Raw genomic sequence first — 11,900 nt, 5'->3', positions numbered from 1 at the left:
TATTGCGTCCCTCCATGGCGCCCGCGCCTCAGCAAAATTCCTCGGTTGCCGCACTGGCCGGCGGTCTTGCCGCGCTCGGCATCTGGCGGCTGATGGCGGTCGCCGCACCGCATCTCGGCGCGCTGATCCTGATGCTGCGGACCGAGACCGATTTCGGCTCGCGGCTCTGCTTCCTGCTCGCCTGGGGAATTCTGAACTTCCTGTTCGTCGCGCTGCTGCGCAGGCCGGCGCTGTCGGGTGCGCTGTCGCTGACGCTGGTCGTGGTGCTGGTGCTTCTGTCGCGGTTCAAGCACGACGTCGTGCAGATGACCGCGAACTTCGTCGATCTGATGGTGATCGATCGCGACACCGCGGCGTTCCTGCTCACGATCTTTCCGAACCTGCGCTGGTCGATCATCGGCGCCGGCCTCGTCACGCTGCCCTTGATGTATGCGCTGTGGTGGCTCGATCCGTTCCGCATCCGCCGCCTGCCGGCCGCGGCCGCCTGCCTGGCCTGCACCGCCGCGCTCTCGGGTTATGCCTTCGCCTGGCCGGATGAAGCCTGGCGCGGCTATTACGATGACGGCTATCTGTCGAAGTTCGCGCGCTCCGGCGTGACGGCGGTCTCCGACTTCGTCGCCTATGGCTTCATGGAGTCGGATCCGAGCGCGAGCGAGCAGCTCAGGATCCCCCTCGTCGACGCCTGCCATCCCGCCGGCCGGCGGCCGAACATCATCATGATCCATGATGAATCGAGCTTCGACATCCGCGCCGCCTCGGGTATCAAGGTGCCGCCGGGCTATGGCCGCCAGTTCAAATCCTATGACGGCGTCGAGCGCAAGTTCCTCGCCGAGAGCAATGGCGGACCGAGCTGGTTCACCGAGTACAACGTGCTTGCGGGACTGTCCTCGCGCTCGTTCGGCCGGTTCTCCTATTTCGTCACCCGCATCGCGTCCGGCCGGGTCGCGCGCGGCCTGCCGCTGGCGCTGCGCCGCTGCGGCTACGAGACGCTCTCGCTGTATCCGGCGTTCGGCGCGTTCATGAGCGCGCGCAACTTCCAGACCACGACCGGCATCCAGCGCTTCTACGACGCGCACGATCTGCATGCCAAGGACGTCGAGCCCGACAGCTTCTTCTACGACAAGGCGCTGAAGCTGATGGCCGAGCAGACGACGCTTGGCACGCCGCTGTTCACCTTCGTCTATCTCGCCGCCAATCATTTCCCGTGGGAGACGAAATTCCGTCCCGACCTGTTGCCGGCATGGAAGCGGCCGGGCAATTCGCCTTCGGTCGACGAGTACCTGCGCCGGCAGTCGATGAGCGCCAACGACTATGCCGGCTTCGTCGCGTCGCTGAAGAAGAAGTTTCCGTCGCAGCCGTTCCTGATCGTGCGCTATGGCGATCATCAGCCGGAATTCTCGCCGCAGCTGCTCGACCCCGATCTCGACGAAGCCGGCATCGGCAAGAAGCTCATGAGCTACGATCCGAGCTACTACGCGACATACTACGCGATCGACGCCATCAACTTCGAACCGGTGAAGAGCCCGGCCGTGATGGACACGATCGACGCCGCCTACCTGCCGCTGGTGATTCAGGAAGCCGCCGGCATTCCGCTCGATCCGTCGTTCGAGGAGCAGAAAGCCATCATGCTTCGCTGCAACGGCACGTTCTATTCCTGCAAGGACGGCGCGGAAGCGCGCCGCTTCAACCGCCTGTTGATCGACGCGGGAATCATCAAGGGACTTTGAAGCTTCCTTCGCTCTACCCTTCCTGCGCTATTTTTCCCCGACCTTCTCCCACAGCCAGCGCGCCACGGCGTCGGGCGATGATGATGCATCATTGCCCGCCGCGCGCAGGTTGGCCTCGCGCATCTCGGCGATGCCGATCTTGCCGAGCAGCGGCCGCAGCGCCGTCTTGAAAGCCTCATCGTCGCGCCGCTTCGGCGACAGCAGTACGATGGCGTCATAGGGTGGTATAGCGTGCGTGTTGTCCTCAAGCGTAATCAGGCCGTATTTCGCGATCAGCCCGTCGCTGGTGTAGCCCGCGATGACGTCGACCTCGCCGGAGGCGACCGCGGCGTACATGAAATCCGGCTGCATCTGGCGCTGGGCGCGGAATGTCAGCCCATAGGCCTTCTGGATGCCGGCCCATTCCGGCCGCGAGAAGAATTCATAGTCGCCGGCGATCGACATTGTCGGGGCATGCGACGCCAGATCGGCGATCGAATGGATCCCAAGCTCATCGGCGCGCTTCTTCGGCATCACCAGCGCATAGGCATTCTCGAAGCCGAGTTCGCCAAACAGCGTGATGTCCTGCTTCGCCAGCGTCGTCTTCAGCCCGGCCAATAGCTCGATGCGGGGCCTGATGTCGGTGTGGTGGAACTGGTTGGCCCACAGCGTGCCGGAATAGTCAACGTAGACGTCGATATCGCCCGATCTGAGCGCGTCAAAGATCACGTTGGAGCCGAGGCCGGCGCGGATCGTGGCCGGCAGGCCGGCCGATTGCAGGCGCTGCGCGATCAATGCCGACAGCACATATTGCTCGGTGAACGTCTTGGCGCCGACGACATAGCGCGCGTGCGGACGCGCGATCGCGGGCACCAGCGTCGCCGCGATCAGGGCCGCTATGCCGAGTCCGCCGAGCGCAGTCCGGGTTCGGCGGCGATTGCGCAAGCCGTTCTCGATCAGCGCAAGCAACTGGTCGACGACAAGCGCGAGTACCGCGGCGGCGATGCAGCCGAACAGCACGAACACCCAGTTCTGCGTTTGAAGCCCCGCGAAGATGTAATTGCCGAGGCTGGTCTGGCCGATCGGCGTCGACAGCGTCGCGGTGCCGATCACCCACACCGCGGCGGTGCGGATCCCCGCCATCATCACCGGCAGCGCCAGTGGCAGCTCGACCATGGCGAGCGATTGCCGCGGCGTCATGCCGACGCCTTGGGCGGCTTCCAGCACCGCCGGATCGACGCCCGACAGGCCGGTGATAGTGTTGCGCAACACCGGCAGCATCGAATAGAGCGCGAGCGCCAGCACCGCCGGCAGAAAGCCGAAGGCGGAGAAGCTGAAGCCGAGCCACGCCGCTGTCACCGCGGCGAGCGCCAGCAACAGCGGATAGAACAGCGCAAGCAAAGCTAGGCCGGGTACGGTCTGCACGATACTCGCAAATCCAAGCAGCGTGCCGAGCAACACCGGCCGGTTGCGTGCCACGATCGCAAGCGGCAGGCTGATCAGAAGCCCGAGCGCCAGCGCGGCCACGCTGACCCGCACATGACTGCCGAGATAATCAGGCAAATGTGAAAGCGCCTCGCTCCAGCGTGGATCGGCTGACAGGCTCATGCCGTGCCGTCCCGCGGCAGCAATGCGCCCAGGCGCTCCGCCTGTCGCCGCGGCGTGCGCATGAGTTCGCCGACATAGGCATCGCTGTCGGCCGAGAGTTCCGCAGGCGTGCCCTGGGCGAGCAGCCTGCCACCATGCATCACCGCGACACGATCGGCCAGCAGCAACGCCTCGGTCATGTCGTGGGTGATCATGACCGTGGTCAGGCCGAGCGCGCGGTGCAGTGTTCGATAATCGTCGCCGAGCGCGTCGCGGGTGAGCGGATCGAGCGCGCCGAACGGCTCGTCCATCAGCACGATGCGCGGCTTCGCAGCCAGCGCGCGCGCGACGCCGACGCGTTGGCGCTGGCCGCCGGAGAGCTCGTGCGGCAGACGGTCGCGATATTGTGAGCGGTCGAGCCGCACCAGGTCGAGCAATTCGTCGACCCGCGCCGAGATCTCCGCCTGCGGCCAGCCGAGAAGCTTCGGCGTGATGCCGACATTGCCGGCGACGGAAAGATGCGGAAATAGCCCGCCGCTCTGGAAGACATAGCCGATGCGGCGCCGCAGCAGGATCGGGTCGATGCGGCTGACGTCTTCACCCTCGACGGCGATTTGGCCGCGGTCGGCTTCGATCAGGCGGTTGGCGAGCCGCAGCAGCGTCGTCTTGCCCGAGCCCGAGCCGCCGACGATCGCCAGGAATTCGCCCTCGGCTACGTCAAGCGAGACGTCGTCGACCGCCACCACGCGACCATCGTCAAAACTCTTGCCGACATGCGCGTAGGCAATCAGCGGCGTTGCGGGCATTCCAGGGCGACCTCACGTCTCACCATTGTGTGCGACAGTGATAGCCCATAAAATGGACTTTGACTTGAGGCGCAACCGGTTGCGCCCGTGGTTTCGCAAAACGGACTTTTGGCTTGCGGCGCAGACGTCTGCGCCGCGTGGTTTCTGTTCCATCGGGCACCAGAAGCGGATCAGCCCCTGCAGGGCTGTGAGCACATCACACTTCGTTCTTGGGTACGTATTTGCCCATGATGCACTTATAGCTCTGCAGGTGCCAATCGTGATACGGGCCCTTGGAGAGCCAATCGGCGATGCCGATCTGCGCGTTCACTGCGCAGGCGCCCATGGTGATGCCGGATTGGTCGCTCGTGGTGACGACCTTTTCCATGCAGAGTTGAGCATTGCAGAGGATAGCGACGAGCGTAACAAGCATGACGGCCTTTATCAGTGGGATTAACCCGGTCTGACCCGAATCATGCAGGGTTCATGCCACATCAGCGGCTTTGGCTTCGCGGCCGGCAAGGCCGGGAAAGTACGGCCGGTGCGAATCGTTACGTTCGTCAGCGCGTAGCCGCACGCCCGCAGATACGCTATAGTTGCAGCCCAACTACGACGTGAGATCGGGGCGAGCGAGGAACGTTGCGCGGTCGGGGGCTGCATCGATGATGACGTTACCTGAGTTGGCGGCAGGCGCTTTGGAGAAGTTTCTCGCCACATGGGTCAGTCGCACCTTTGGGGCTTCGCAGGCCCGCTTCGGCGAACTGCTGCCGGCTGCGGCACGCATCGCGCTGGAATGCATCGGCAACAGCGATGCGCTCTACCATAATGTCGAGCATACGATGCTGGTCACGCTGGCCGGGCACGAGATCATTCGCGGTCGCGCGCTGCACACGCATGTCACCGCCGAGGACTACACCCATACGATCATCGCCTGCCTGACCCACGACATCGGCTATGTGCGTGGGCTGCTGAAGGGCGACGGACCGGATGGTTACGTCATCGATGCGTCCGGCAACAAGGTGGTGCTGCCGCGCGGTTCGTCGGATGCCGGGCTGATGCCGTATCACGTCGACCGCTCGAAGCTGTATGTGCTCGACAGGCTCGAGGCCGTCATTCCGCTCGATCGCGAACGCGTCGCGCGCAACATCGAGGGCACGCGGTTTCCGGCGTCCGAAGGCCAGCAATATGACGATGAGGCGGCGATCGTCCGGGCGGCGGATTTCATCGGGCAGCTCGGCGATCCCAACTACATCAGAAAGGCCAACGCGCTCTATCACGAATTCGAGGAAGTCGGCATCAACCGCCAGCTCGGCTATGAATCGCCGGCGGACATCGTCGATCGATATCCGCAATTCTACTGGAATATGGTTGCGCCGCACATCCAGGGCGCCATCAACTGCCTGAACATGACGGCAAGCGGCCGCCAGTGGATCGCGAACCTCTACAGCAACGTGTTCCGCGCCGAGCGCGAGGTCACGCTGTCCGGCCCGCAAATCTGACGCGACCTTTCAGCACGGATTGCGCTGCGTTCCCCGGTCGTTCCCGGGGCGTCCACATTTGGGCCTGCTTCTTCGTTGCACAGTCCGTGGAAATCAGCGACCTTGGGCCATGGACCGCTCCACCGACCCTGTTTTCGAACGTTTCAGCATGATCTCCCGTTTCGCTCAATTGATTGCGGCTGCCGTCGTCTGCCTGCCTGCGCTCGCCGTTGCCGCCGGTCCGGTCTACGACGTCGATCTGTATGCATTGATGTCCGGCAGCTGCCGCAATGTCACGGTCGCCGGCCGCAGCTATACGTGCAAGGCAGTCGCCTACTTCCACACCCTGCGCGGCCGTTCCGAATTCACCGTGGTGCTCGACGATCCCGCCGACAAGAGTCACATCGTCTCGTTCTCCGGCGAGAGCACCGAGCGCACCCAGGACAATCTGTTCGAGCTTGCGGTCGACCGCATGTTGCTGAAGTCGAGCGACCGCCCGCGCGTTGATGGGCTGCCGGTGCCGCTGGTCGAGATGTCGACAGGCTCCTGCCGTCAGGTCGGAAGCTTCATCACGCGGCAGGTGTCCACGATCACCTGCGCCGCCACCGACCAGAACGGCAAGAAGTACGAGTTGAGCTTCGAGTCGGACGGCTCGCCGATGACGTTGCGCCGGTTGCGCCAATCGACGCTGCCATCGGAACGGCAGCGGGCGCGCCAGATCGCACAACTCGAATGCCGTCTCAAGGCGCGTGCCGCGCAAGTTCTGCCGCGGGACACGACAGCCTTCATGATCCGTTGTCTCGGTGAGGGCGACGGCAAGCCGGCTGATGAACAGCGATAGCCGTGTGCCCGGCGCTCCGGACCAGGCTTGAGGAGAACGCGATGCGCTTGAAATTCACCATCATCGCCGCGATCGGTGTTTGCATCGCCGGGCCCGCCGCCGCGCAAATGTACGATCCGAACTATCCGGTCTGCATGGAAGTCTATGAAGGCCGGCTGACGCCCGAGTACGTCGATTGCAGCTTCACGTCGCTTCCGCAATGCCAGGCAACGGCCTCGGGTCGGTCGGCCACATGCTCGGTCAATCCCTTCTACAAAGGTCCGAAAACCGCTCCGAAGGAGCGGGGGCGCCGAGATCGCCAGCGCGACTAGCGCGATGAGATTTGGCTGAATCGTCATCGCGCTTTGGCTCCTTGTATGAGCATGATTCTTTCGGAAAACGCTTCGCACGTTTCCGGATCATGCTTTAGCGCGCTCAGGTTTGCCGCCCGGCTTAGTCCGCATGGCCGTCGCGTCGCCGGTGCTGTTGACTAACTTCGGCAGTTGTGAGGAAACCGTCCGAACGACAGGGAGAAACCGATGCGCCTGAAACTGTTCGCGATCGCCGCATTTGCGGTCGCGCTGGCCGGACCTGCCGCGGGGCAGGCCTACGATCCGAACTATCCGGTGTGCATGCATGTCTATGGCGGCAGGTTCGGCGGAAACTACATCGACTGCAGCTTTACCTCGATCCCGCAGTGCCAGGCGAGTGCGTCTGGCCGGTCCGCGATGTGCTCGGTGAATCCCTTTTTTGCTCCGCAACTGCCTCCGAAGCGCCGGGCGCATCGCGGCCGTCATCGCACTCACTGACGCGGGAGCACGAGGCGTGACGAACGCCTGCCGTCAGACCGGCACGCTCGACGCGTCGTAGGTGAACAGCCAATCATAGCGCTCGCGCACCCGTTCCGGTTGCCATTCGCGCGAGACATAGTCGTCGGCGCCTTCGGCATCGGCGAGCGCCGGATTGTGGAAGCGCCTGGCATTCTCGGCGGACTTCACCACGATTGTATTGGTTCGCGTCAGCCGCGCGGCCTGATAGCGCTGCAGCGCCTCATCGGGCGGGAAGCGTTCGAGGCAGCGCGCCAGCACCATACCGTCCTCAATCGCCATGTTGGCCCCTTGGGCCAGGAACGGCAGCGTCGGATGCGCGGCGTCGCCGAGTATGCAAGCGCGCCCCACGACGAAGCGATCGAGCGGATCGCGGCCGAGCAACGCCCATTTGTAGGGAACATCGAGGTTGTCGATGATGGCATGGATCTCCGGATTCCATCCGGCGAAGGCGCCGCTGCAGGCCTCGCCGGTACCGCGTTCGGTCCACGACTCGACAGACCAGCTCTCGCCCTCGAAGATGCCGACGAAGTTCAACAGCTCGCCGCGGCGAACCGGATAGGTGATGACGTGGCCGCCGGGGCCGATCCAGTTGGTGCCCACGTCGCGCCTGAGGCCCGCCGGGAGCCGTTGCATCGGCACCAGACCGCGCCAGGCGGCCACGCCGGAGAAGAACGGCTTGCTGTCGCCGCCGATCTGCCGGCGAATCTCGGAGTGCACGCCGTCGGCGCCGACCACGACGTCGCCGCGGCGCCGCTCACCATTGGCGAGTAGCAGCCAGATGCCGTCGGCGTCCTGGTCAAAACCGCAGCAGCGGCTGTCGAGATGAAGTCGCCCCGGTGCCCGCGCATTGAACGCGTCGACCAGCACGCGGTGAAAGTCGCCGCGATGCACCATCCAGTAGGGCGCGCCATAGATTCCGCGCGAGGAGGCGCCGAGGTCGAACAGTTTCCAGGTTCGCCCGGTGCTGAACAGCCTGATCTCCTTGCCCGACGGCTCGCAGGCGATGGCCTGCATCTGTTGCTCGAGGCCGAGCGCGACGAGGACGCTCGTGCCGTTGGCGCTGAGCTGGACGCCGGCGCCGAGCTCGCGCAGCTCGGACGCCTGCTCGAAGATCTCGACCTCGATCCCACGCTGCAGCAGCGACAACCCCGCGACGAGGCCGCCGATCCCGGCGCCCGCAATCAGGACTTTTGGCTTGCGTTGTGAGCTCACGCGATCTGCCCGCCGCTATCTGCGCGTGACCAGGAAGTCGTCGGTGAACTCGCCGCGCGACACCTTGACCGGGATCTCGCCCTCGCTGCCGATCTCGACGATTTCCGAGCCGGACTTGTTATCCTCGGGCGTCAGGAGCTCGATGCGCTCGGCGATCCGTTCTGCCTGCCAATCCGTCAGCTTCCAGGCAAACCGGCCGCCGAGATCCCGCATGCCGAACTCGTCGTCGGCCGGCGCCAGCACCAGTTCGTCGCGTGACACGGCGTCGGGAATCCGTTCCGCCACGGCAATGACTTGCGGGTTCTCGGCAAAGCGCCGCAACAGCTTTGCCAGCGCGGCGACGTCTGCAGCCTCGCCGAGGAACAGGAACAGTGGATGGAAATCGCTCGGCATGTATTCAAATCGCAGCATGATCTGTTGTCCGTTGGCCGCAACTACTCGCTGAGTACCTTGATGACGTCCTGCGCGTGGCACAGCTCCACGGTGCCGACGTCGCCGGGCCGGGCAGGGCACTCCAGATAACGCACCTGCAGCCACTGACCGTCGTCCATGTTGTCCACCACCTCGGCGACGACGCCGGCCTCGAGTTTCAGCCGCGCCCCCACCTTGATCGCCATCACGTCAATCATCGCCGCCCTTGCTACCCCTGCTACCCACGCAACCCTTGGCCCCGCTCGGCCCCGCTCAGAAGAACGTCGTGAGATTCTTGGCCAGCAGGATATTCTGTTCAAGCAATATCTCGCGCCTTGCGATCTTCCAGCCATTGCCGGTCAGGCGCAGCGTGTCGTTGCGGCGGCCGACGAAGATGTAGGTCTCGTACTCGACGCGGTTCTGATAGACGAGGAAGCGGCTGATGACATCGAGCTCATGTGCCGCGTCGATATTCGGCCGCGCGCCCTTGATCTGCACATTGCTGACCATATGGGTGATCCGCGACAGCGGCTCCTCGGCGTAGTGCACGCCGGTCAGGATCTGCTCGACGCGCTTGGTCAATGTCCACTTGTCCTCGTCGAACCAGCTGATGCCTTCGCCGCGTTTGGTGTTCTCGCGCGCGGCCTGCTGGCCGAACTTCACATTACGCCGGATCGGCATGAAATAGCTGATGTCGTCACTCAACAAGTCGAGCCAGTCGCGGAAGCGTCGGTCATCGAGCAGATCGGCCTCGTGGTAGTAGAAATCTTCGACATCGGCCTTCAGCCGGTAATAGGCCGCCGATCGCTCGATCGTGGCATTGGCCGGATGCTCTTGCCTGTCCTGATCCTGAACGGTCGTCGTCATCGGTAGCTCCTCATCAGGCATCTCGGGGTTGTCAGGTCGTCGGCTTGGGCGGGATCGGTCCGCCCTGCTGGGCGAAGCAGCCGACATCGATCACGGTGCCGGACAGCGTTTCCGCTTCCGGCGACAGCAGGAAGGCCACGACATTGGCGATATCGTCACCGGCGGCGACGCGGCCCGCGGCGGTGCCCGCCGCGCCCTTGCCGAAGCGTGCGGTGTCGCCGCCGACGCGGCCGAGGCTCATGCCGCTGACGATGCCGCCACCACCGGGGATCACGGTGTTGACGCGGATGCGCTGGTGGAAAAAGTCGTAGGCCATGGCGGCGCTCAACGCGACAACACCGCCCTTGCTCGCGCTGTAGACCGCCATGTTCGGCTTGCCCCAGCCGGCGCCGGATCCGATGTTGACGATCGAGCCGCCGCCCTGTGCGATCATGTGGGGGATCGCCGCGCGGCTGGTCAGATACGGTCCCTTCAGATTGACGGCGATAATGCGATCGAACAGCGCCTCGTCGGTGTCGAGCACGGTGCCGAGCGGACCGATCGCGGCGTTGTTGACGACGCCGTCGATGCGGCCGAACCGCGCCATGGCCTGCGCGACCACTTTGCCGACATCGCCCGATTGCGACACATCGGCTTCCATCAATTCGGCGGAGAGGCCCTCGCGATCGAGCTCTTGGCGCAGGGCCGGAATGGCGTTCTGCGCGGTGCTCGAGACCTGTGGCGCCTCGAGGCCGAACGCCACCACCGCATGACCGCGGCGAACGAGGCCGAGTGTGATCGCGCGGCCGATGCCGAAGGTGCCGCCGCTGACGAGGACGGTTTTCCGAGGCGCGGTCATTCTGCGGCCTCCCGGTTGCTTGCGGGGGATCCAAGCAACTGGTGCCAGTCGCCGCCCTGCATGTAGGTGGTCCAGCGCCGATAGAAGCCGCGCGCGATCTGCTCGGTGACTTGCGTAGAGACATCGCCGCCGAGCGGATGACCGCTCGTGTAGGCGCCCATCGACTGCTGATAGTTGAAGGGATAGCGCCGCGCGACCGTGCCGGTGCTCGCCGCGGTCGCATAGAGCCAGTTCTCCATGTCGTCCTGTTCGGTCATGCCGGCCGGGCCCGAGTAGCGCATGTAGTAGTGGCGCAGATAATCCTTGGCTTCTTTCGGCGCGTCCTTGTCGACCAGGAAGAAGCGCCAGCCTTCGGTCGAGGTCGGGCTGTGCGGATGCCAGGCGCAAAGTCCGCGCGGCTGGCGACCGTGATATGAGGTGTTGGGGAAGATCGTGCCGACGAAGGGCAGCAGTCGCGCCCCTTCGCCGAGCCGCCGCTTGCGCTCCTCGAAGCAGTGCCGGAAGTATTGTTCGAGGATCGGATTGTCGAGGAAGGACTCGGTGTATTCATTGGCTTCGGGCTGGATCGCGCTGTGCACGCCGTGTCCTCCCGGAAAGCTGATCCAGACGTGTTGTGCCTTCTCCAGTTCGTCGTCGCGGCGGCCCTTCTTGCCGGCCGCGGCGCTCGGCCCGATGCCGATCAGATCGACCGAGCGGTGACTCGGATTGTGATAGGTGTCGCCGAGGAAATTCTCGGCGGCGAATTTCCAATTGGCGGGGAATACCCATTTGTGGACGCCGATCACCTCGGAGCCGCCCTCGCGGCCGTCGCGGCAGTCGAGCGCCTGGTCGAGATGTATCTTGGCATCGCCGAGATAGGTGATGAAGTCGGGCGCATCCTTGTCCCAGGTCGCCCAGATCGAGCCCTTGTAGTTGCAGAGCTTCGCCACCGAGACCAGCGAGTTGGCCTCGCGGTCGAGGACGCCGTCATAGAGCGTCCGGTGCAGCGGAACGCCCTGCAGCTTGCCGTCGGTGGTGTAGGTCCAGCTGTGATACGGGCAGGTGAACAGCGACGTGTTGCCTTGCTCGTAGCGGCACACCTTCATGCCGCGATGCCGGCACGAATTGAGAAAGACGTGGATCTCGCCCGTCTTGTCGCGGCAGAGGATGACGGACTCCTCGCCCATCCGCGAGGCGTAGAAATCGCCGGGATTGGGTACCAGGCTTTCATGACCGACCAGCAGCCAAGCGCGGGTGAACACCTTGTCGAGTTCCTGGCGGTAGATATCGGCGTCCACGAAGATCTCGCGGCTGATGAAGCCACCCTTGACGTCGACAAGCTGATCGAAATCGTTGCGAAGCGGCATCGGCTCCTCCTTGTTCCTAC

The 11,900-nt window shown here is 64.3% G+C and carries 14 protein-coding genes; 5 read left to right on the top strand and 9 right to left on the bottom strand.

Annotation, left to right across the window (positions count from 1 at the left end; genetic code table 11):
- The first annotated feature begins 14 nt into the window (after positions 1-14).
- A complete protein-coding gene (locus tag ABIB78_RS08125; protein ID WP_429023444.1) occupies positions 15-1,727 on the top strand; it encodes a sulfatase-like hydrolase/transferase in 1,713 nt (570 codons plus the stop codon).
- Between the two features lie 27 nt (positions 1,728-1,754).
- Here the strand turns inward: ABIB78_RS08125 and ABIB78_RS08120 are convergent, their stop codons facing one another.
- From ABIB78_RS08120 to ABIB78_RS08110, 3 genes are all read right to left on the bottom strand, one after another.
- On the bottom strand, positions 1,755-3,314 hold the full coding sequence (locus tag ABIB78_RS08120) for an ABC transporter permease/substrate-binding protein (protein WP_429023442.1): 1,560 nt from the start codon (positions 3,312-3,314) through the stop codon (positions 1,755-1,757).
- Complete coding sequence (locus tag ABIB78_RS08115) at positions 3,311-4,099, bottom strand: ATP-binding cassette domain-containing protein (RefSeq protein WP_429023440.1); 789 nt, start codon at positions 4,097-4,099, stop codon at positions 3,311-3,313. Before ABIB78_RS08115 ends, ABIB78_RS08120 begins: the two co-directional genes overlap by 4 nt.
- A 196-nt stretch (positions 4,100-4,295) precedes the next feature.
- Positions 4,296-4,511, bottom strand: coding sequence for a hypothetical protein (locus tag ABIB78_RS08110; RefSeq protein WP_429023438.1), 216 nt, complete (start codon positions 4,509-4,511; stop codon positions 4,296-4,298).
- Positions 4,512-4,740: 229 nt separating this feature from the next.
- Between ABIB78_RS08110 and ABIB78_RS08105 the strand changes: the two genes are divergently transcribed.
- The 4 genes from ABIB78_RS08105 (at position 4,741) to ABIB78_RS08090 (ending at position 7,185) form a co-directional block, all read left to right on the top strand.
- Positions 4,741-5,577, top strand: a complete 837-nt coding sequence (locus ABIB78_RS08105) for a metal-dependent phosphohydrolase (protein ID WP_429023437.1) — start codon at positions 4,741-4,743, stop codon at positions 5,575-5,577.
- Positions 5,578-5,725: 148 nt separating this feature from the next.
- Positions 5,726-6,397: a hypothetical protein gene (locus ABIB78_RS08100; RefSeq protein WP_429023435.1), complete on the top strand. Its 672-nt coding sequence runs from the start codon at positions 5,726-5,728 to the stop codon at positions 6,395-6,397.
- Between the two features lie 41 nt (positions 6,398-6,438).
- Positions 6,439-6,708, top strand: a complete 270-nt coding sequence (locus ABIB78_RS08095; protein ID WP_429023434.1) for a DUF3551 domain-containing protein — start codon at positions 6,439-6,441, stop codon at positions 6,706-6,708.
- 207 nt (positions 6,709-6,915) lie between these two features.
- On the top strand, positions 6,916-7,185 hold the full coding sequence (locus ABIB78_RS08090) for a DUF3551 domain-containing protein (protein WP_429023432.1): 270 nt from the start codon (positions 6,916-6,918) through the stop codon (positions 7,183-7,185).
- Between the two features lie 33 nt (positions 7,186-7,218).
- Here ABIB78_RS08090 and ABIB78_RS08085 read toward each other — a convergent pair whose 3' ends face one another.
- The 6 genes from ABIB78_RS08085 to ABIB78_RS08060 all read right to left on the bottom strand — a co-directional run bounded on the left by ABIB78_RS08085 (position 7,219) and on the right by ABIB78_RS08060 (position 11,880).
- Positions 7,219-8,418, bottom strand: a complete 1,200-nt coding sequence (locus ABIB78_RS08085; RefSeq protein WP_429023430.1) for an FAD-dependent monooxygenase — start codon at positions 8,416-8,418, stop codon at positions 7,219-7,221.
- A gap of 15 nt (positions 8,419-8,433) precedes the next feature.
- Entirely contained in the window at positions 8,434-8,829 is a 396-nt protein-coding gene (locus ABIB78_RS08080; protein WP_429023428.1) for a hypothetical protein, read from the bottom strand.
- A gap of 23 nt (positions 8,830-8,852) precedes the next feature.
- On the bottom strand, positions 8,853-9,035 hold the full coding sequence (locus tag ABIB78_RS08075) for a hypothetical protein (RefSeq protein ID WP_429023426.1): 183 nt from the start codon (positions 9,033-9,035) through the stop codon (positions 8,853-8,855).
- Between the two features lie 67 nt (positions 9,036-9,102).
- Complete coding sequence (locus ABIB78_RS08070; RefSeq protein WP_429023424.1) at positions 9,103-9,696, bottom strand: 3-phenylpropionate/cinnamic acid dioxygenase subunit beta; 594 nt, start codon at positions 9,694-9,696, stop codon at positions 9,103-9,105.
- Between the two features lie 31 nt (positions 9,697-9,727).
- On the bottom strand, positions 9,728-10,534 hold the full coding sequence (locus ABIB78_RS08065) for an SDR family NAD(P)-dependent oxidoreductase (RefSeq protein WP_429023422.1): 807 nt from the start codon (positions 10,532-10,534) through the stop codon (positions 9,728-9,730).
- Positions 10,531-11,880: an aromatic ring-hydroxylating oxygenase subunit alpha gene (locus tag ABIB78_RS08060; RefSeq protein WP_429023419.1), complete on the bottom strand. Its 1,350-nt coding sequence runs from the start codon at positions 11,878-11,880 to the stop codon at positions 10,531-10,533. Before ABIB78_RS08060 ends, ABIB78_RS08065 begins: the two co-directional genes overlap by 4 nt.
- Between the last annotated feature and the right edge of the window lie 20 nt (positions 11,881-11,900).

Origin of the sequence: Bradyrhizobium sp. I1.14.4 (assembly GCF_050435825.1) — a bacterium.
Classification (GTDB): Bacteria; Pseudomonadota; Alphaproteobacteria; order Rhizobiales; family Xanthobacteraceae; genus Bradyrhizobium.
This window is presented reverse-complemented; position numbering and strand designations above follow the sequence as displayed.